Consider the following 22,678-nt stretch of genomic DNA (forward strand, 5'->3'; position numbering starts at 1 on the left):
GCTGAACGTTATGGATCATGCTGAAATTTGTAATAATTCTTTTTATGCACATTTGTTAATTGTAACGTGTTTTTTGCATTGATAGCATAACTTTTAAGAAAATTATAGCGTATAAAGAAATGCCTAAAAACAACGAGCGCAAAACAATTTGAAAACGAGCTATCTGAAAATAACCCTGCTGTCAATCTGTGCACTCTTAATAAATATACGCGCTTTTGCAGCTACTTTTGATTGGAACGGAACTATTTCAACAAGTTGGACCACCGCCGCAAACTGGACTGTAGGAGGGGTTGTCGCACTCGAATATCCAGGTCAAAACAGGAATACCGACGTCGTGCAGTTTGGTGTAAACATAATCGCTTTATACCTTACTCAACCCACTTTAACATTAACCACCAATCAAACATTAACCGTAGCGTCAATTACATTTGGGCCAAGAGAATATAGCATCACCTCTGGTGTTACCGGCACTACTTTAACAGTCAATGGCACAACAGGGAAACTAATGGTAACAGGCGATATCAGCCAAACCCCTAATACCACCAATGGCTCCAATACAACCGTTAATAACTTTATAAATGGCACAGCTTCCGTTCAATGTGCCAACATAAGAGTTGGTACTTCCGGCACTACAGGGGGGCAAAACAGTTTCCTTTTTTCGCATGTAGCTAACTTATATGTAACCGGTAGCGTTTATCTCATCCCGAGTACAAGTTTAGTTAATGGCAGTGGTTTCAGATTAGAGGATGGCATTATGAAGCTTGATGGGCAGATAGTCATTACAAATCCCAATGGGTATACTTCAGGTAATAACCTGGTATATTTCACTGTAAATGGAACCTATAACACAAACTCCCCTAAAAGTAGTCCAAGTCTGTATCTTAGTAACAGTAGTGCGATAGCTTCAATAACGCCTCCCTACGGTTCTGTTAACTTTAATGGCAACAGACAGGGGGGGACTTCGGGGGGCAGGGTTACTATTCACTATACAGGGGCAAATCCTACAATTTATACTTCATCTTATACTGGCTTTGGATCTGGTGGAGGTTCATATAATGGCACTACGCCAACTTATGATAACCTCGTTATAGAAGGTACGGGTACTGCCACAATAGGTACCTCAGGCGCAACCAATGCTAGTACCTTAATACTTGATTCTGCATTTACAACTACAAGCAATGTAACGTTTGCTACATATAGTACTGCTACCACTGTAGGTACCGACTGGACCAATAGCGCTACCGTTACAGGTGGTGCAGGTACAACAGATATTAACCGCGACCTTAGCAATTCAGGAACAATGACCATGGGGGCGGGGAATGCAACCATTGCCCGCAATTATACCAATACAGGCACTTTTACACCAAACGTGTCTGCACTGATATCATTTGATGGTACAACGCAGACTCTTACAGATGCAACAAGCACCGGTACGAATTTTTATAACGTAACCTTTACAGGTGGTAATACCAAAACAATGGCATCAGGCAGCAAATTTACTGTTGCTCCATTATATACATTAAATGTAAATTCATCGTCAACTCTTGCGGTAGGTAGTAGTTCAAGCACAACGGCGCTTACCTTACTATCCACACAGTCAGGAGATGCCAGTATTGGTACACTTGCGGCTGGTACTATTACTGGCAATATAAATGTTCAACGTTATGTGAAAGGTACTTTACGCCGGTATATGTTGCTTTCATCGCCGGTGCTTAATGGTACAACTACGTTTTTAACAACTGGGTCGCTTTCTACTTATAATCTCCTTCCACTTATTGCAACAACTTATATCACCGGGCCTGGCGGTTCAACAAACGGGTTTGATAATGCCACCGCCACGAATAATAGCCCTTCGGTTTTTGTTTATGATGAAAACGCACCTGCCAGTACAGATCCCAACCAGGTCGTAAATAATGAATATAAACCATTTAGTTCAACAAGCCAGGGGTTACCGGCCGCCAACGGTTTTTTATATTATTTCAGAGGGAGCAGGAGCGTAGCTAATCCATTTGTAAGGCCATTCCCCGCAACAGATAACGCCACTTTAAATTTTTTTGGAGCAGTCATTAAAGGTTCAGGAGCCACCAACGCACAACTAACAGCCAATATTGTCAATTTTCCTTCTACGCCGCCAACTTATTATACCGCTACAGCGGTAAGTGCTCCGCAAACCCTGTCGTTCAGTTCAAGTAATTCTACAAAAAAGGGGCTTAATCTTATTGGTAACCCTTATGCCTCGGTAATTGACCTGCACGCACTTTACCTGGCAAATACTACTAATAAATTTTACTACATGCTGGTAAAAGATGCCAGTACCGGAACCAACAGTTCGTCTACCAAGTTTGCGTTGTATGATGCCAGCACAGGCTCTGTAGGTGCGGGCTCAAGCCGTTATGCTTTATCCGGGCAGGGTTTTTTCACTTTAGCAGCTTCGGCATCGGCCATCAAATTTGATGAAAGTATGAAAGTGGCCTATTCGGCATATACAGGCGCCCCTTCATCCAATCCGATATTTAATGTGGTAGGTAATCCTGGTAAAAATATTGCCGCTTCATTTGCAAGCAAGGCTACCAATGATATTGAAAGCCCCTTGCCCCGCCTTACTATGGAACTGGTGCAGGATACAGTAGTTCACAACTCAACCGATATTAATTTCGATGGTAATGCCAGCTCTAAATTTGTTCCGGGCGAAGATGCTCCATACTATCAGCCATCCGGGCAGGGCGATTTGTTCTACTCGTTAAGCAGCGATTCGATAGGTTGCTTTGCTAACTACACCGGCAATCTCGAAAAATTAAAACGGGTAAACCTGATTGTTACTTTCTCCAATTATGGAACATATAAACTTACCTCGCCGGTAAAAAAGAATATCGACGCAAGGTATTCAATCTACCTCAAAGATAAATACACCAACGATTCGCTTGATGTTGTGCATAATGCCGAGTATGCATTTAAGGTTGAGTCAAACCCGGCGAGCTACGCTCATGACAGGTTTTATCTTAAAATTGGCATAGTACCCGGACATGATTACCGCCTATTGACCTTTACAGGGAAGAAAGTTACTGAAGGGATAGCCCTGAACTGGGAAACCAATAATGAAAGCAGCTTTACCAAATTCGCGGTTCAGAAAAGTGCCGATGGCGGTAAAACTTTTTTAACTATTGATAGCCTGCAATCAACAGGGGCGGGTAAATATACCTATACCGATCAAACTCCGGGCAGCGGCCGGATCATTTACCGGCTGAGCCAAAACCTGGTAACCGGCGAAAATAAATTGTCTGATAACCTCAGTTTTGAAATACAGCCAGGCCCTGGTTTAAATAAATTCCTGGTATATCCAACCGTAGTTTCGGCCAGTACCGTTAATATAAAGTTAGAACAAACATCCTCCAGGCCTGTTAGGATAAGTATAGTTAGTCCTTCGGGGGCTATTGTCAGAAAGCTGTCGGCAACAGGTACAAATACCTTACAGGAAAATGTTAATAGCCTGGGCAGGGGACTTTACATAGTGGTTGCAGTTAATGAAAGCACGGGAGACAGAATTGGAAGCGGAATGTTCTTTAAACAATAACAGCATGTACATATTACCTATGATTACATCAAAATGGAAAACAATATTAGCTATTATAATAATCAACCTATTCGCTGTATCCTGGAGTTTTGCCGATCCGGGAGATGGTCTTTGCGATGGCAATGATGGCGGGCCGGATGGGTGTCCGTTAGATACATGGGTTTGGGTGTTAATTTTAGTAGCTGCGGCGTTTACCATAAAGCACCTGAGCCGGAGAAATAACGTAAAGACAGCGCCGCAACAAGCCGGCTGATCTGGGTACTCATTTTAAACCAGGGCGCAATGGCATGCGGGTTGGGGCTTTCATTCTTTTAAGGAAGCCTGCTATCATTGTATCGGTAACTCAACCAAACCTTCCCGCATATTTAAGGACATTAGCATGGTACCAAACCTCATAGCGCTTGTATTAATACAAAGCGTATAGCATGAATAAATTTATATGGGTTGTTTCCATAGCCCTTTTTTATAGTTCGGCTGTTGTAAATGCACAAACCGGTAAGGCAATAATGATCAATACCGATAATGTAAGCATGGTGCTTAACATTGGTGCAAATAGCAGGGTGTATCAATCGTACCTGGGTAAGCGGCTTTTAAATAGCGAAGAAATCAGCCTTATCCCTATCGGAAAACATGAGGCATATATTACCGGTGGGATGGAAGATTTATTGCAGCCTGCCATCCGTTTAATACATAAAGATCATAATCCTTCGCTTGAGTTGAGATATGTTAGCCATGTCACGAAAAAGTTCGACTATAATGTTAGTGAAACAACCATTAAGTTGCAGGACCCGAAATATCCCATACAAGTGATTTTGCACTACCTGGCCTATAACAGGGAAGATGTTATAAAAGCATGGACCGAAATCACCAACAATGAAAAAGGAAGCGTAACCCTCGAAGACTATGCCTCATGCATGCTTCACCTGGATGCTAAGGACTATTGGCTTACCCAATTTCACGGCGACTGGGCATCTGAGATGAAAATGCAGGAAAGCAAATTGACCAGCGGCGTAAAAGAGATTGAGAGCAAATTAGGTACAAGGGCCGATATGTATCAAACTCCGGTTTTTTTTCTTGCAATGAATAAACCGGCAGATGAAACAAGGGGCGAGTTAATAGCCGGAACGCTGGCCTGGACGGGCAACTTTAAATTTCACTTTGAAATTGATGAGCGCAACGCCTTGAGGATCATACCGGGTATTAACTCTTATGCATCGGCATATGAGCTAAAGAATGGCGAAACTTTTACAACTCCGGCCTTTATTTTTACTTATTCGGCTAAAGGAAAAGGGCAGGCCAGTCGTAATTTACATAAATGGGCCCGTAATTATGGGGTACTTGATGGTAATAAACCGCGCCTCACTTTGCTCAATAATTGGGAGGCTACGCACGTTAATTTCGATGAAAAGGAATTAGTTAATTTATTTGATGGCGCCAAAAAGCTGGGTACCGATCTGTTTTTATTAGATGACGGATGGTTTGGAAATAAATATCCCCGCAATAATGACAAAGCAGGATTGGGCGACTGGCAGGAAGATAAATCAAAATTGCCAAATGGTATTGCTTACCTGGTGAAACAGGCCGAAGCCAAAGGCCTTAAGTTTGGTATCTGGCTTGAACCTGAAATGGTAAACCCCAAAAGTGAACTATATGAGCAGCATCCCGACTGGATCCTGAAATTGCCCAACCGTGATGAAAATTACCAGCGAAATCAACTGGTGCTTGACATTACCAACCCCAAGGTGGCAGATTATGTGTATCATATTGTAGATGATATGCTGACTAAAAATCCTGGTTTGGCTTATATCAAATGGGATTGTAACCGCAATATGACCAATGCCTGGTCGCCTTATTTAAAAGATAAACAGTCGTCTTTATATATTGATTATACTTTGAACTTGTATAAGATCCTGGATCGTTTACGCCAAAAATATCCGCATTTGCCGATTATGTTATGTGCCGGAGGCGGCGGGCGCACCGATTACGGAGCTTTAAAATATTTCACCGAATTTTGGCCCAGCGATGATACCGACCCTTTGGAGCGTGTGTATATTCAATGGGGCTACAGCAATTTCTTTCCATCGTTAACGATATCGAGTCATGTTACTTCGTGGGGTAAGCAATCCATTAAATTTAAAACGGATGTTGCCATGATGGATAAGTTGGGATATGATATCAAGGTTAATAAAATGACGGATGAGGAGCTCCAGTTTAGCCAACAGGCGGTCAAAAACTATAACCGCCTCAGCAATATCATTTGGTTTGGCGATCTGTACCGTATTATCTCGCCATATGAGGAAAACCGTATGGTGGCTATGTATGTAAATGACGAAAAATCAAAAGCTGTACTGTTCAACTATAACCTGAATACACGTTACAAAGAAGTACTTAACCGTGTACGTTTACAAGGGTTGGACAGCCACAAATTGTATCGGATAGAAGAAACAAACCTGATGCCGGGCATTAAATCAAGCCTTGCAGAAAACGGTGGCACATTTAGCGGGGATTACCTGATGACCATCGGACTTAATTTAACTCCCGGAAAACTGATGCCTTTAAGCAGCATGATAATAGAAATAAACGCCTCAAATTAAAAATATCTCATAACACTAAGCTATAGCCCGTTGATTAAACAGGGTACGTACACGTTATTACTGCGTTTGCAATAGTCATAACGCAAACGTTTGCGTATTTTGTAGTAAATTATCATTTTACTATTAAATTTTATCTCTACTTTAGTTTTACCAATTATAGCCCGGCAATGCATAATCATAACTTTTGCAACATGGTTGTTGATTTTTAACATTGATAAGGGTATTAATAAAACAAATAACATTGCCGCCATGTTTAAACTCCGTTTGTTTATTGTTGCTTAAACGCAAAAAAGGCAGGGTTTAATGTGTATCCAATACACTAAGTTGGGCGGGTTGTGTTGTTTGTTGTTGTTTAATTTTAGTAAACTTAAAGTTTGATGTTTATGCCTGAAGCAATTTCAATGGTGGCATTTCAAAATGGGGACAAGGAAGCTTTTAATCATATTTTTAATATGTTTTATAAGCGGGTGTGCTTTTTTGCCGCGGGGATTGTTAGTGAAGATGCTGCGGAGGATCTTGTTCAGGATGCGTTTGTAAAGTTATGGGAGCGCCGCTTAAGTTTCGATAGTTTAACATCAATAAAAGCTTTTTTATACTTAACCACCAAAAACAGTTGTCTTAATACCTATAAGCATCAAAAGGTGGTTGAAAAATTTGAGAGCTATCAGGCTGAAAGCACAGATGAATCAAACATAATTTATCGGCTTATAGAGGCCGAAGTGTTGGATGAAGTTCAGCAGGCCGTACAGCAGTTGCCGCAAAGCTATCGTAAGGTTATTTACCTTAGTTATTTTGAGGGACTTAGTAATCAGGAGACTGCCGATTACTTAAATGTTTCCATCAATACAGTTAAAACACAAAAAGTGCGCAGCCTGCGCATCCTTCGTGAAATATTGAAGCATTCTCCAACAGCCTTGGTATTGCTGATGCATAAAGTTCTGTAATAGCGTTAACTTCTTTCTTTTTTTAATAAGATTTCGGTTCCGAAAGGCTGCAAATTGTGATTGTTTACAGATAATCATTAACCCATAACCATAAATATTTTAATGGTTACTGGGCAACTGCGTGACAGGATTTGAACTTGACCAATGCAACGGTTCACGTTGTTTAATTACCGGCTCTTTTTTGTTCTTCCTCTGACCCCGACCGTTGCTGGGTCTTCCGGGTCTTGCCTATGCCGAAACGGTAGGTCAGGGTAGCGATGAGCGCCTGCGAGTAAATATGCGAAGAACCATGCTGGTAAAGGTTCAGGTATCGGTCCGTCGAGCGGCGCCGGTCTGTATTCAGCGCATTGATCGCGTTGAGCGTGAGCGATCCCTTGCCATGAAACAGCTTTTGCCGCACTGCCGCGTCTACCGTTGCATAGGCCCCGAAAATCGAGCCCACAAACTGGCGTTTGGATTCATATTCAAAATCGGCTTCCAGCGATAAACCTTCATTGCAGCGGAAGGTATTATTAGAAACCAGGTCAATGGTCGCCATACCCGGATCGTTCAGGCTATAACCTTGAAAGGTACTGCCGTTAAAGTAATTCTGATAGATCGTCGCACTGGTGTTGGTAGTTAACCATTTCGTCAATTCTTTTGTATAACTGACGTCTAAGTTCCAGGAATGTGCGCCCTGTATGTTGGTCGGCATCCGGGTGATCGTCGTTTGATTAGCATCGAGATAATACAGCGTGCGCATATAATTGCGGTTGATATCATAAGCCGCGGTGATTGCCAATGTATGCTTCCACGACCAGGTGAATTCCGTATGCCAGTTGAAGGCAGGCAGCAAGTTGGGATTACCCTGGAAATAGATTGTGGGGGAAAGCGCTCTTCGGAAAGGCACATATTCGTGATAATCGGGGCGGTCTGTCCTGCGCCCAAACTGAAAATTCAAAGTCTGCTGGTCGTTTAACTGATCACTCAAAAACAGGGTTGGAAACAGGCCAATGTAATTTTGATCGACTGATTCACCGGTCAGCACTTGCTGCCCTTTCAGCACGGTTTGCTCAGCACGCAAACCCGCCTGCACGGTTAGCTTTTGATATTGGCGATTAAAGTTGATATAAGCCGCGTTGATGTTTTCAGTGTTGATATCATCATCGCTTTGCGAGGGGTCAGGAATATTTTGCCCGTTCAACTGGTTGTAATAGATGCTGTTATTAACAGTTTTGACATAGCTGGATTTCAGCCCGGCCTCCAGCTTGCCGCCGCCGCTTAGCGGCCGGACATAATCCACCCTTGCACCAAACACCCTCAGCGTCCGCGATTCATCGATAAACACATTGTCCTGGCTTGCGTAATTACCGGCTGCGTCAAAGTTTAGTGCCGTATTATACTGACCTGGCTGGTAACGGTAACTGGCATAATTCACATCAGCGGACCACTGCCTGCCTGCCGTGTCCAGTTTGTGTAATAATTGCAGCCCTGCCGTGTAATTCAGCGGCTGATCCCGGTTGAGCGCGGAAAAGTTTTCGCTGCCAGTTTTGTTCCGGTTGCTGTCCGCGAGCGTCATCCCCGAAGTCAGGAGATTATAATAGCGGCGTGCCGACACGCTGCCCGTCAGGCTCAGGGTTGTTTGTTTAGACAAAAACAGATCCAGCCCGCCCGATGTATTGCACGTGCGGTTCATTGTAACACCCGTATTAACAGACATCTGTTCCGAAGCCAGTGCGTTACGATTCAGCACGTCGGTCGTCACCTGGTTCAGGTTATAACCCTTGTTATAGCCATAGCTGTTATTCAGGTACACATTGTATTTGCCTGTTTGATAAGCCAGCGCCAGGCTACTACTATTTCGGCCGTAAAAGCCTTGTCCCGCGCTTGTAGTAAAACTGCCGTTCAGCCCGTTTTGGTGGCTTTTTTTGCGGATGATATTGATGATACCACCGGTGCCCTGTGCATCATACTTAGCTGAAGGGTTGGTCATCAGTTCTATCCTGGAAATGTCTGAAGAGGGCGTATTAGTCAGCAGGCTTGCCAGGTCATCAGCTGATAAAAAAGTGGTCTTGCCATCCAAAATGACATTCACCCCCGATTTCCCGTTGAGAGAGATCTGCCCCTCCGGGCCCACCGTCACACCCGGCAGCTTTTTCAGTAGTTCCAGCGCGTTTGTACCGGTATTGGTAATATTCTGTTCGATATTCACGACGGTTTTATCCAGCTGCCGGTCGATCAAAGGCATGGTTGAGCGGATCGCAACTTCCTTTAGCTGCGTGGCAACTGGTGTCAAAGCGATCTTGCCAACTTCCAAAGTATCCGCCGAACCCATGACCAGTCCCATCCGTACAGTGGTTTGATAACCTATCATCAAGGTTTGCAGCCGGTAGTTTCCCGGAGCAACTTTTTTAAAAACGAATCTCCCGGAGGTGTCGGTGGCCGCCGCTTGCAGCAGCGCCGTATCCGGCAGCTTTTGCAAACGCACGACCACGCCCGGCAAAGGCAAGCCCTTGTCATCGGTAACGCGGCCGCTCATGTACCCTTGCGCATAGCATAGGTTCGCATAAACCATACCTGAAAAAAGGAGGAAGTAACGGAATGCAGATTTCATTTGTCAATAATAAACTACACTGGCATCCGAAAATCAAAATGACGGCAGACCGTCTGAGTCCGGTGACAGATAGGCCCATACGACCTTTCAATCCGGTCTGTGCGCAAAAAACGCCGGTTCAGGGGGCGCTTTTGCCTTTTTGTCGACGATACAACTGGAACGGTGTTCAGATCGTTATACTTGTATATGAATTTGCTGGACCGCCTCCTTGAGTTTCACCGCAAGCACCGCTGGCCGAGCCACGTGGCTTACTGGACGGCGGTATTGCTTGTGGACGTGAGCTCCAGCAAGTACAGCGACGGGGCAAAAGGTAGTTATGGCTTTGAGTTCCTGTCAGATTTTTTGTATGAGCTGACATATATGATCGCCGCTTATACGGTAGCCTATGTGATCATCCCCAAACTGTTTGAGCGAAAAAAATATGTCTGGTCTGTCCTCGCCTTCATTGGCATCAGTTATCTCACCAGTGCACTTGGCCGAATCATCATTGTCAAAGTCTGTGAGCCGCTGGCGGGCGTCCCTCCAAAAGCCTTTGAAACGTATAAAGAAATTCTCACCGATATCCCCAAACTGATCTACGTCTATTTTTTCCAGATCATGGCCGGTGCCTTTGTGTTCGTTTGCTTTAAACTATTCAAAGACCAGATCGAAGTGAAACAACATGCCCTTGAACTGGAAAAAGGAAGAACCGAAGCCGAACTCAAGCTGCTGAAGACCCAGCTTCACCCGCATTTTTTGTTCAACACGCTGAATAATATCTATTCACTTTCTTTAACCGGTTCACCTGTAGCCCCGGTATCCATTGCGCGGCTGGCCGATATCTTGGATCATATCCTGTACCGCTGCAACAATCCGCTGGTGCCGCTGTCCGCCGAGATCGAACTCATCAACAATTATATCGGCCTGGAAAAACTGCGTTACGATGAACGCCTGACCATCGACTTTCACACGCATATCGAAAACGAAGTTTACATTGCGCCACTGATCCTGCTATCCCTGGTGGAGAACGCTTTTAAACACGGCGCTGGCCACGATGCAGGTGCACCTACCATCCATATCCGGCTGTTAGTTAACCGCGATGCACTTCAATTCAATATCACCAACTCCATCGCAGGCGCCGCCGAAAAGCAGCTAAAGGGTGAACGGATCGGGCTGAGTAACCTGCGACGGCAACTGGACCTGATCTATGGAGACGAGTACCGGTTAGTGGTAACACCGGAGGAAAAACAATTTATGGTAACCCTGGATATTCCATTAAACCAGCAATACGCATGAAAAAGATCAGGTGTTTATTAGTGGACGACGAACCACTGGCGATTTCGTTGCTGCAAAACCATATCAGGCAACTGGATTTCCTAGAAGTCGCAACCACCTGCCCGAACGCACTGAAAGCGGTTGAAGTACTGAAAAACACCACTATCGATCTCCTTTTCCTGGATATCCGCATGCCTGCCATCAGCGGTATCGATTTCCTGAAAACACTCCACCATCCGCCCAAAGTCATTCTTACCACCGCTTATCGCGAATATGCCCTGGAAGGCTATGATCTCGACATCGTTGATTACCTGCTCAAGCCTATTACCTTCGAGCGTTTCTTTAAAGCCGTGGAGCGCTATCTGCGCACCCATGAACTGCCTTCGTCAGCATCTGAAATCTTACCGGATTCGATCTGTATCAAATCCGGGAGTAAAAATATCAGGTTACAGACCGATAACATCCTGTACATCGAAAGCCTGAAAGACTATGTCAAGATCGTCACCACAGGCGAAACCCTCCAGGCGAAATACCGGATCAGTGACCTGGAAACCGAACTAACACCTAAAGGCTTCCTCCGCATCCACCGTTCATTCATTGTCAACCCCCAAAAAGTAACGGCCTTTACCGCAAATGATGTGGAAATTGGTAAAACCGAACTGCCCATCGGCGAAAGCTACAAGGCTACGGTGATGAAACTTTTGAAGGGGTGTTGAACAGTAAAAACAGATGCAGTAAATACTTGCAGACTATCTGTGAATCCTCACACAGATCAAAAAAATAAAAAAATATCACGCTGCTGTCACCCGTTGGCTTCCTTTAGTTGTTTGTATAGTATTAAATGGAAAAAAACGAGCGTGAATTTTATGTAGCTGAGCTAATCGGCAAACTTTTAAAAGGTGATATATCACCGGAGGAAGATCTGTGGTTAAAAGGCTGGATTAATGAAAGCACTGAAAACCGGGTACAATTTGAAAAGCTGACGGATGCTGGTTCCCTCGAAAATAAACTAAGCTTTTGGAACAAAATTGATAATGATAAAGCGTGGAATGAGTTGCTGGGGAAGTTACCTGAAGCAGAGCTGGGGCCGGCAAAACGTTTTAATTATTTATCGTTATTGAAATATGCTGCTATTGTGATATTGGTATTAAGCGTTTCCGTTTTACTATATCGTGACAACACAAGCAGGATGAAAAATTATGATAGTAAGTCTATCGCTCAAAATCAAATCCGCCCGGGAAGTAATAACGCTATACTGATTTTAGGCAACGGCCAAAAGGTGGCGCTTAAAAATCACACACAGGTATCTATCAATGAAGATGATGGAACTGCAGTATCTAACAAAAATGAAATATTGGCTTATAAACATACCGGAAATGCAAGCGCCGGACGGGAGGTAATATATAATACTATTGTAATTCCACGCGGGGGCGAATATCAACTGGTATTAGCCGATGGATCAAAGATCTGGATGAATTCCGCATCCTCATTACGTTACCCAACTTCCTTTTCGGGCAGCGAACGTAAAGTTTATTTAACAGGTGAGGCATATTTTGAAGTGGCTAAAAACGCCAGGATGCCTTTCATTGTTAAAACCGATAAAGCTGAGGTTCAGGTATTAGGAACTCATTTTAATGTGAAAGCTTATAACGATGAAGACCTTTGCAAGACCACGCTTTTGGAAGGGGCTGTTAGGGTACGGTCATCGGCTATGATAAATGAGATTAAGCCGGGGCAGCAGGCAATAATTGATAACGGTGGCCAGCAAAAAATAACCAGCGACATTGACGTTGATGAAGAGGTAGCCTGGAAAAACGGATTGTTCATGTTCAATAAGGCTAATATTAAAGATGTTTTGCAACAGGTTTCGCGGTGGTATGATATTGAGGTGGTTTATGAGGGAAAGGTGCCAGAGCTTCAGTTTTCGGGCCAGCTATCGCGCAAAGTTGATTTTTACGGATTTACCAATATATTAAAATACGCCGGATTAAACTTTACCATCAAAGGTAAAACGGTAATTGTAGCAAAATAATGACAGGGGTTAATGTGTGAGAAGATTAACCCGCTGAATATATATATAACAACCAGTTATTCACTTAAATTAAAAATGATGAGAAAACAAATACTTATCTCTCCCTAAAGGGAATTTACTCCGCCCGTATTTATAGCAGCAGATGCTTATAATGCGATTTTACGAAAAACGAAGATAATAACCGGGAAGTGCTCGTAACACCGCCCGGTAGTATCTGGGTAAACCAATTAGCCCTGGAAAGCATAATTGAAATTCAACGTCTAACCCAAACCGTACAAAAGTATGAAATTCATTTCTAAGTCTGTAGCGGGCGTGTGGCCTGCTATAACTAAAGTTTTATTGGTTATGAAACTGATTGCCATCATCATGATTACTGTTTTTACCAGTGTAAGCGCCAAAAGCTTTAGTCAAACTGTTACCCTCCATGAAAAAAATGTATCTGTTAAACAGGTGCTGAAATATATTGAAAAACAAAGCGGGTACCACGTTATGCTGGTAAATGTGAAGCCCGAAATAGCCCTGATGGGCAAGGTAAATATTAACCTGGAGAATGCCACGGTAGAAGAGGCGTTAAACGTATGCTTCAGGGATAAGCCAATTACTTATACCATAATCCAGGGGACTATCATCGTAAAAAAAAAGGAAGAGGAGATAAAGGCAGAAGCAACGGCAAGCATTGAGATCCGCGGTAAAGTAGTTGATGAAAAAGGGCAGCCTTTACCCGGCGTTAATGTAAAAGTGAAAGGGGCTACATTGGGGAGCATAACCGGGGCACAGGGAGAGTATACCATAAAAGTACCGGATGAGCAAGCGGTGTTAGTATTCTCCTACGTGAGTTTTGAAACCCAGGAAGTGGTAGTAGGTGATAAAAGGGCCATCAACATCACTATGAAAGAAGCTTCTAACAGGCTTAGCGAAGTAATAGTTGTAGGTTATGGAACGCAAAAGAAAGTTGATTTAACAGGCGCCGTTGTTACTGTAACAGGATCAGAGTTAAATAAAAGGGTAGCTACAGACCCAACTCAATTACTGCAGGGAAAATTGCCGGGTTTGTCGGTTGTACAAGGCTCTGGTGAGGCCGGTAATGAAGGAACGTCGCTTCGCATAAGGGGCACCGGCACTTTCAGCAGCGCGGGCAATTCGCCGTTCATCATTGTTGACGGTTTACCCGGAAGCATTACGGCCCTTGATCCGCAGAATATCGAATCGGTAACAGTATTAAAAGATGCGGCTTCTGCATCTATATACGGTACCCGCGCTGCAAACGGCGTTATATTGATAACTACCAAGCAAGGCAAAGAGGGTAAGATGCAGCTCTCTTATGATTATAACCTTGGCATCACCAGGGCTACTTCACTGCCCAAAAATCTTATATATAATTCGGCCCAGTACATGACCCTCTGGAACCAGGCCGCAACCAATTCAAATTATCCCAATAAATATAGCGATGCGCAGATAGCACTTTATACCAATGCTACGGATCATAAATTATATCCGGATTATAACTGGTTAGATGCCATATTCAATACGGTTAATGTGCAAACACATCATTTGGGGATAACCGGTGGCAGTAACGGAACTACCTATAATGTAGGTTTAGGTTACGTTGATCAGCCGGATGTTATGCTGGGTTACTATTATAAAAAATACAATATTCAATTAAATCTCAACTCAAAGCTAAATAAATGGGCAGCATTTGGCGCAAGTGTTACTTTAAACAGCAGTGAAAGAGGTTATACCTCAAGGGGAAGCCAGGATCAGTTTTTATCGGCGTTGTCTCAACAACCGATGTATGGCCCCATATTGCCCGATGGCAGCGGAAGGTATACCAATTCGGTGTTCCCGAGTGTTCAAACACCCAATAAAAACCCAATTGCAATTGCCCAAAATGCCATCAATAAGCAAAACGACTATTATTTACAAAGCAGCTTTTATTTAAACATCCATCTTTTAAAAGGGCTGGAATGGCGAACCAACGGTGGTTTTAACTTTGATTATAATAAAACCATTGATTTTAAGCCCGTAATTAATCAGTATAACTGGTTTGCAAAACCCGGCGATGCACCCGAACGCACCCTGGATGTAAACGGACAGGGCATTGATGTAACCGATAACAATTCATTTTACCCGGTTGCCTATACGCAGTTTACATATTCACGGTCAATCAATAATGAGCATAACTTTAAGTTGTTAGCCGGTACACAGGTTGAATATAATAAATCACAAAACCTGGAAGGGTTGCGCAATTTGCCCTTTGCATCCAATACTTTACAGGAAATTGATGCCGGGCCGATAGCTTCACAACTAACCAACGGAACAAGTAATATTTACTCACTGCATTCATACTACGGCCGTTTAAATTACGACTACCAGGAGAAATACCTGCTGGAGGCCAATGCCAGGTATGATGCTTCGTCACGTTTTCCGGCAAACAACAGGTGGGCGTTCTTTCCATCAGTATCATTAGGTTGGGCAGCTACCAAAGAAAAATTTCTGCAAAATGTAAGTTGGTTAAATAATTTAAAGGTAAGGGCGTCGCTGGGTAACTTAGGCAACCAAAATATTGGTAACTATCCTTACCAGGAAACTTATAACTTCAAAAGCTACTATAATAACAAAACAAGCTACGCTTATCCGTTTGTTGGCACTACAGTAACAAGCGGCGTTATTAATAATTCACTAACCAATCCTAATATTAAATGGGAAACCACCCGGGTATTTGATATTGGTACAGATGTTACAGTGTTGAATAATAAACTCAGCTTTTCATTCGATTGGTATGATAAATTAACATCGGGCATTCTTGAAACGGCCACCACGCTTACCCCGCTTTATTTTGGTTTGAACGCGCCGGTTATAAACTATGGTAAAATGAAAAATACCGGTATTGAAGCCTCATTTGAATACAACGACCGCTTTGGAAACGTGGGCTTTTCATTCGGCGGAAATATTCAGGCCAATAAAAATACTTTAGTTTCTTACGGTGCTCCGGCCATCAGCACCGGTACCAATACCATTAACCAGGAAGGGCAACCCTATGGCAGCTTTTACATGCTCAAATACGTGGGCATCTTTCAGTCGGCGGCAGAAATTGCAGCCTCACCAACACAGCAGTATAACCCTCAGCCAGGTTACATGAAATATGCGGATACGAATGGCGATGGAAAGGTTGATGACAGTGACAGGGTAATAGTACCTGGTGCCTATCCTAAATTTAATTATGCTTTCAACACTGGTGTCAACTGGAATAATTTTGACCTCACGGTGTTTTTTTATGGATCATACGGGCAAAAATTATACGTTAATGGCTGGGGCATACAGCCGTTTAACCAGGGATCGCCTCCGCCCAAAGAGTGGTTAAATGCCTGGACACCATCAAACCCAAGTACAACCATGCCTATGGTATATGTTTTGGGCCAGGGAAACATCAGCAGCAACGCCAACACGGCATCTACCTATTATTTAAAAGACGCTTCCTTTTTAAGGTTAAAAAACGTTCAGCTTGGCTATAATTTACCTAAGAATTTTGTTAAACACCTGTTTATGTCGGGATTGCGGATTTATTTTGCAGGCGATAACCTTGTTACGTTCACCAAGTTCCCCGGTCTTGATCCCGAACGGATAGTTTCCAACACAAGGTATGTTACCCACCCGCAAAATCAGGTTTACTCTTTTGGTGTAAGAGCTACATTTTAACATTTATTATTTGAAACGATCATGAAAACAACGATAAAATATTTGATGCTTTTTTTGACTGCCGTTTTAATGGTTAGTAGTTGTAAAAAGGACCTTTTAGATCAAAACCCACCGGCGGATATGGCCAGTTCAGTATATTGGAAAACACAAAACGACGCTGATCTTGCTTTGGCCGGGATCTATAGCTTTTTTATCCAGGGTTTTAATTATACCGCATCAGGTAATACCGGGCAAGGCTTTGGGGCAGGTACACCTTATTGGGATAGCCTTAGCGATAATGCGTATAGCGGCGCATACTCAAATATTGCGCAAGGTGCAATAACCCCAACTGTTGGCGGTCTGCAAACAGATGCCTATTCAACTGCATACAGGGCTATTCAGGCATGTAATACTTTTTTAGATAACGTACGTAAGATCAACCTGCCACCGGCTACATTAAACCAATATTTGGCTGAAGTAAGGTTTGTAAGGGCTTATTGGTATTTTATGCTTACGCAATTATATGGGGATGTTGTATTATCACTTCACCAAATCACCATTAACCCGGTAAATGCCCAAATGGGGAGAACCCCAAAATCAGTAGTAATTGACACCATTTTAAACGATCTCACTTTTGCTGCTAATAACCTGCCCAATACCGCTTATACCGGCCACGCTGTTAAAGGCACTGCTATGGGTTATATGGTTAAAGTGTATTTGGCCAGGCATCAATATCAGTTGGCAGCCACTACCGCCAATACTATTATAACAGATGGTAAGTTTCGTATTTATACAGGTGGGTACAGGAATTTATTTTTAAAGCCGGGACAAAACAGCAACCCCGAGATCATGTTCTCGGGGCGTTACCAGGTGCCTACAGCTTTTAGCCCGGCAGATTATTTATATACCTACAGCTCAAGCTTTCAGCCTTTAAGTTACCTGGTTAATGATTATGAGTGTACCGATGGGCAGCCTATCAGCACATCGCCGTTATATAATTCGGCAACACCATACGCCAACCGCGACCCGAGGTTATTAGCTACCATATTAACTCCAGGCGTTTTATATAAGGGCGGAATCCCATTTGTTCCTGCAGCTATTGGCGCTTCAGCCGGATTTCTGAACAAGAAAGGAGTTGACTCCACCCGGGCGACAGTTATCGGTACCCAAAGCGACCAGGACTGGGTTTATTTACGCTACGCAGATGTTTTACTGATGTATGCCGAGGCGCAAAATGAAGTTGCAGGCCCCGATGCCAGTGTGTATGCTGCAATTAATGCGGTTCGTACCCGCCCCGGGGTGAATATGCCGCCAATACCCGCCGGACTTTTACAGAATGATATGCGTACACGGATCCGTCACGAACGGCGGATTGAGCTGGCGCTGGAAGGGCAAAGGTATTTTGATTTAAAAAGATGGGCATTAGACAGGGTAATTATACCAACCATTAAAGACCCAAATGCTGCGCAGCGAACATTCCCGCTTCGGGATACCATTTGGCCGATTCCGCAAACAGAGATTGATATTGCCAAAGCAGTGGGCAACACTGCATTTACACAAACGCCGGGCTATTAATCAAACCGGAGACAATGAAAATTATTAAACGTGAGAGTGGCTACACGCATAGCACTCTCTTTGATGAGGTGTTCGTCAGGTTTGTTTACTGCCGCTAATGTGGCAGTAAACAAACCTGATAACCCGGGGGGTAGGTGGCGATGCTTGCCGGTTAGTGTCCCGGCCCATTTTAATACGGATAATATTAATGATTACGATATACAAAGCCGATGCAATTTAATATGAGAAAGATTAAAAGTTACATCATACTACTGGTATTTAACTTACTGGCAGCACCTGCGATAATGGCGCAGAGTAAGACGGTTACTTTAGACTATTTTTTTAACAACGAATACCGTAAAAACTCAGCCGGTGCTTTAGAACGATACCATTATACCTGGGAAGACCAAAGGAGCAGTGGTTATTCTATATGGGGAGAAGTATTTAAAAAGAATGGCGCCAGTCTTAAAAGCCTTGAAACAGAGCCAACTGTTCAAAGTTTAAGCGCGACGGATATCTACATTATAGTCGATCCCGATACTAAAAAAGAAACAGCCAACCCCAACTATATTGAAACCAGGCATATTAAAGCTATTACCGATTGGGTTAAGCGCGGAGGGGTACTGGTATTGATGGCAAATGATAGTGCAAACGCTGAGCTACCTCACCTTAATAAACTGGCCGAAAAATTCGGGATTCATTTTAATGATGATTTATACAAACATGTAATTGGTACCCAGTTTGAAATGGGCGCTATAACAGTTTCTGCAAATGATCCTGTATTTAAAACCGCAAAAAAGATTTATCTCAAGGATATCGCCACGCTTAAATTATCATCTCCGGCAACCCCGCTGTTAACCGATAGTACACGGGTAATTATCGGCACAGCCAAATACGGAACAGGTACAGTAATGGCTGTTGGCGACCCCTGGTTGTATAATGAGTATACCAACGGGCGGCTGCCTGCAGTAATGGGTTTTGATAATGATAAGGCCGCCGATGACGTAACCAAATGGCTGTTATCCAAAATTCCTGCAAAAATTAAATAATAAGATACGGCAATTAATGCCTGTTGTTCAGGCAAAAGCTATTTATATACCGATGATAATTTAAGTCAATTAGTTTAAAGTAATGCTTTCAGAAGTTGAATTAATCACATTAATAAAAGCCGGGGACATAAACGCCTTTGATGAGTTTTACAAACGGAATTGGCGGCCTTTATATCACACAGCTTATCGTTCAACAGGCTCATCTGATGATGCGAAGGACCTTGTGCAAACTGTTTTTATTAATTTATGGAATTGCCGGTACAGCTTACAGCCGGACAGATATAATGGCTCATATCTATTCAGAAGTTTAAAAAATAGTATCATCAATTTCCACAAAAAGGACTCAGTAAGAAAAAGAGGTATGGATAACCTGTTATACCTGGAAGATGATGATCAGTACACACAGGAAGATAGTTTAATTGCAAAAGAGCTTTCGGTAACAATAGAAGGAGAGATTAGGGAACTACCCAAAAAAATGCAGGAGGTTTTTATTTTATCAAGGCAGCAAAACTTATCCGTTAATGAAATTTCGGAAACCCTGAATATCACTCCCCGAACAGTTAAGAACCAGCTCTCAAACGCATTGAAGATATTACGGACGAAGCTGGGGATGTTTTGAAGGCGGGTTGAAAATATAGGAGTACCATTATGTTCAAAATCCTGATAGCTTTTTTACCCAGGAAGATAATTTGTTTATTTAAATGGGTTCTTTAAAATGAAATGCCTAACTGCAGCCCTGTACTGATGGAAGCAGGCAAGTCATTGCCAAATCTTACCGGAATAGGAACCGAAACAAAAAAACTGGCATCCTTACCTTTCTTAATAACCTGGTTAAAAACCGGTGTTACACCGAAGCGGCCATTTGTTTCAAATGCCATGCGCCCAATAAAAGTAAAACCATGCTTAAAACGAAACATAGCACCGGGATGGAATAAAACTGTATTAACCTTTGAAATATTTCTTTCTGTGCGGATTGCAGGAGCAACTTCAAAGCTTATACCAAACCGATCACTTTTAAGAATATTCATCCCGAAGGGAAAGCCAACCGTGTAGACATCACGAAAATTACTCTTAAAGCCATCCTTCGTCCAGGTGCCGATTGGGTTGAGGATACTGAAATACCCCGTTACCCTTGGATAGGCTGGCTGCTGCTGGGCGAAGCCAATCTTGAAAATGAACAATAATAAAACAATAGTGGTAAGGTGTTTAAACATGTTAAAGGGTTTTGATCAGGAAGCCTATGATAGCGGCGATCCCAATGATATAAGGTTCCTGTAGTTTTTTTACATAAATCAACGCTAGTACAGCAGCAGCGGCAATCAGTAGGGTAGGAATATCTATCACCGACCGTAATCCAATGACAATCACGGACCCTACCAATGCGCCGATCACAGCAGCAGTTATACCGTCCACAAATGCCTTGATACTTGTATTTTTGGCTATCTTTTTAAATGATGGCGCAAGGGCCACTGTAAATACGTAACACGGTAAAAATGTAGCCAACGCGGCCACACACGCCCCGGGAAAACCGGCTACCACGTAACCGATAAAGCCTACTGTTATAACCACCGGGCCGGGTGTGATCATAGCTACAGCAACCGCATCAATAAATTGATGTTCATTCAGCCAGCCAAATTCTTTCACCACCCCCCCATGTAAAAATGGTACGATAGCGAGGCCGCTGCCAAAAACAAATGCGCCTGCTTTAGCGAAAAACCAACCGATCTCCTGCAAGGTTTTTCCATCATATTTCCAGAAGCTTGTACTTACTAAAATTCCGGTTGGCAATACCGACGGCTTTTTGAGCCATTGCGGCGGTGCTTTAATCAACATGTATAAAACACCACAAGCCAGGAACAAAAGGATTTCTTCACGCTCGGTAATTACGGTAATTACTATACCTGCGATATAGAAAAGCCACAAGAGCCATTTGGCTTTCATGACAGGTAATTCAAACTTACTGATCGACTTAATGGTCAATTTATAGGCGCTCATAGCTATAATTCCGATAACAGCTGCGCCAACGCCATAAAATACCGCCTGCATCCAGGCCAAACCTCCATAAAGCTGATAGGCCATACCCAGCAATACCACCATTACAAAGGAGGGTAGCACGAAAGCCAGCCCGGTCAATGTAGCGCCGATAAGGCCATAATGCACAAAGCCGATATAAATACCTAACTGTGCTGCCAACGGCCCCGGAGCCAGTTGGGCAAGGGCTAAGCCCTCTTTATATTCTTCTTCGGTAAGCCAGCCTTTATTCTCTACGAGGTCGCGCTGCATATAGCCAACTAAAGCAACAGGGCCGCCAAAACCCCATGTACCTAACTTGAGGAAATACCTGGTGATATCCAATAGCGAGTAGGCTGGTTTAATGAATTGTCCTTTCATTACATCTTCATATTATCCATACCGCCATTTTTCTTGCCTAATACATCCAATGCTGCCCGAAAGCCCTGCGCCAGCGTTGCGGCGTTGCCACGGCCATAATAATGCAGAAAGATCATATGTGGTTCATCGCCCAGCATATGATTATGCACGGCCACAACTGCCAGGTTATGCGCACGGAGGATTTTGATCACACCATTCACTTCACTCTGCAGCATCGCGATATCACCTGCGATATGCGCATCCTCCTGTTTACCAGCGAAAGAAGCCCAACTGTTCAACCCAATATTGGTCGTCATTTCCACACCCATCGCTATGATCTTTAGATCAGCACGTCCAATGGTGTATTTATATGTAGGGCCATTCACAGTTCCGGTATATTTTACAATAGCATCCAAAGCAAGCAGATCAAAGTTCTCTTTACCTGTGATAGTGGCAGGTGCGGATGGTGCTGGTTGATTAGCTGGAAACAGCTTACTGTCCCTGATCGTATCGGCATACTTTTTAGCTATTTCTGCAACGGTGCCCATTCCGTGGATGTGCATATAGAAGATGCGTGGTTCTTCGTAAAAGAAGTGGTTATGAATGGCAGCGATTTCCAAACCATTAGCATGAGCTGCCGAAATGAGCGGGTTAACTTCGTCCATTTGCAATACTGTATCGCTCATAACCATAGCTGATTTACCATCAACAGTTTTCTTAAACGACACCCAGCCACCAAAACCAAAAGGAATTGGCACCGGCTCCCCCTTAATCTTCATCTTTAGGTCATTACGGGGCAACGGTATGGTGTAAACAGCTTCAACCTCCTTATAACTGCCTTTTTTACCCAAAGCAGCATCTATCGCAGCTATTTCATCAGGAGTTAAGGGCGGTGTGTTGTCCGCTGGAGGTAATACAGCAGCTTCTGTTTTACCAATCGGTAAAAATAAGGCGGTACCCAAAACCGCAGTGGCCTGTAAGGCTTGCCTGCGCGTAAACATATTTGTTTTCATGAGAGGTAAATTGTGTTGATAATACAATA

Annotated in this window: 15 protein-coding genes; 11 read left to right on the forward strand and 4 right to left on the reverse strand. The window is 43.3% G+C overall.

Features of this window, described 5'->3' with window-relative positions; translation table 11 throughout:
* The first annotated feature begins 148 nt into the window (after positions 1 to 148).
* The 4 genes from ACEN9X_RS26435 (at position 149) to ACEN9X_RS26450 (ending at position 7,109) form a co-directional block, all read left to right on the forward strand.
* Entirely contained in the window at positions 149 to 3,571 is a 3,423-nt protein-coding gene (locus tag ACEN9X_RS26435; RefSeq protein WP_413667985.1) for a hypothetical protein, read from the forward strand.
* A 4-nt stretch (positions 3,572 to 3,575) separates the two neighbouring features.
* On the forward strand, positions 3,576 to 3,824 hold the full coding sequence (locus ACEN9X_RS26440) for a hypothetical protein (protein ID WP_413667986.1): 249 nt from the start codon (positions 3,576 to 3,578) through the stop codon (positions 3,822 to 3,824).
* 172 nt (positions 3,825 to 3,996) lie between these two features.
* Entirely contained in the window at positions 3,997 to 6,165 is a 2,169-nt protein-coding gene (locus tag ACEN9X_RS26445; RefSeq protein ID WP_413667987.1) for an alpha-galactosidase, read from the forward strand.
* Positions 6,166 to 6,548: 383 nt separating this feature from the next.
* On the forward strand, positions 6,549 to 7,109 hold the full coding sequence (locus ACEN9X_RS26450; RefSeq protein WP_413667988.1) for an RNA polymerase sigma-70 factor: 561 nt from the start codon (positions 6,549 to 6,551) through the stop codon (positions 7,107 to 7,109).
* Positions 7,110 to 7,272: 163 nt separating this feature from the next.
* On the opposite strand, the gene ACEN9X_RS26455 is transcribed toward ACEN9X_RS26450, so the two are convergent.
* Positions 7,273 to 9,702, reverse strand: a complete 2,430-nt coding sequence (locus ACEN9X_RS26455) for an outer membrane beta-barrel protein (protein ID WP_413667989.1) — start codon at positions 9,700 to 9,702, stop codon at positions 7,273 to 7,275.
* Between the two features lie 186 nt (positions 9,703 to 9,888).
* Here ACEN9X_RS26455 and ACEN9X_RS26460 point away from each other — a divergent pair, with 186 nt between their 5' ends.
* From ACEN9X_RS26460 to ACEN9X_RS26490, 7 genes are all read left to right on the forward strand, one after another.
* Complete coding sequence (locus ACEN9X_RS26460; protein ID WP_413667990.1) at positions 9,889 to 10,977, forward strand: sensor histidine kinase; 1,089 nt, start codon at positions 9,889 to 9,891, stop codon at positions 10,975 to 10,977.
* The gene (locus ACEN9X_RS26465) at positions 10,974 to 11,672 is read left to right on the forward strand and encodes a LytR/AlgR family response regulator transcription factor (protein WP_413667991.1); all 699 of its coding nucleotides are present in this window, start codon (positions 10,974 to 10,976) and stop codon (positions 11,670 to 11,672) included. The genes ACEN9X_RS26460 and ACEN9X_RS26465 overlap by 4 nt, the downstream gene beginning before the upstream one ends.
* A 125-nt stretch (positions 11,673 to 11,797) precedes the next feature.
* A complete protein-coding gene (locus ACEN9X_RS26470; protein WP_413667992.1) occupies positions 11,798 to 12,988 on the forward strand; it encodes a FecR family protein in 1,191 nt (396 codons plus the stop codon).
* Between the two features lie 282 nt (positions 12,989 to 13,270).
* Positions 13,271 to 16,684, forward strand: coding sequence for a SusC/RagA family TonB-linked outer membrane protein (locus ACEN9X_RS26475; protein ID WP_413667993.1), 3,414 nt, complete (start codon positions 13,271 to 13,273; stop codon positions 16,682 to 16,684).
* 21 nt (positions 16,685 to 16,705) lie between these two features.
* Entirely contained in the window at positions 16,706 to 18,238 is a 1,533-nt protein-coding gene (locus ACEN9X_RS26480; protein WP_413667994.1) for a RagB/SusD family nutrient uptake outer membrane protein, read from the forward strand.
* Positions 18,239 to 18,459: 221 nt separating this feature from the next.
* A complete protein-coding gene (locus ACEN9X_RS26485) occupies positions 18,460 to 19,266 on the forward strand; it encodes a DUF4350 domain-containing protein (protein WP_413667995.1) in 807 nt (268 codons plus the stop codon).
* Between the two features lie 82 nt (positions 19,267 to 19,348).
* A complete protein-coding gene (locus ACEN9X_RS26490; RefSeq protein ID WP_413667996.1) occupies positions 19,349 to 19,885 on the forward strand; it encodes an RNA polymerase sigma factor in 537 nt (178 codons plus the stop codon).
* Positions 19,886 to 19,976: 91 nt separating this feature from the next.
* Here ACEN9X_RS26490 and ACEN9X_RS26495 read toward each other — a convergent pair whose 3' ends face one another.
* Genes ACEN9X_RS26495 through ACEN9X_RS26505 form a run of 3 tightly spaced genes read right to left on the reverse strand, consistent with a single transcriptional unit; the run spans position 19,977 to position 22,649 of the window.
* Entirely contained in the window at positions 19,977 to 20,480 is a 504-nt protein-coding gene (locus tag ACEN9X_RS26495; protein ID WP_413667997.1) for a hypothetical protein, read from the reverse strand.
* 1 nt (position 20,481) lies between these two features.
* Complete coding sequence (locus ACEN9X_RS26500; protein ID WP_413667998.1) at positions 20,482 to 21,657, reverse strand: chromate transporter; 1,176 nt, start codon at positions 21,655 to 21,657, stop codon at positions 20,482 to 20,484.
* Positions 21,657 to 22,649, reverse strand: a complete 993-nt coding sequence (locus ACEN9X_RS26505) for a DUF1259 domain-containing protein (protein ID WP_413667999.1) — start codon at positions 22,647 to 22,649, stop codon at positions 21,657 to 21,659. Before ACEN9X_RS26505 ends, ACEN9X_RS26500 begins: the two co-directional genes overlap by 1 nt.
* Positions 22,650 to 22,678: the final 29 nt, after the last annotated feature.

This window comes from Mucilaginibacter sp. Mucisp86 (assembly GCF_047324315.1).
Classification (GTDB): Bacteria; Bacteroidota; Bacteroidia; order Sphingobacteriales; family Sphingobacteriaceae; genus Mucilaginibacter.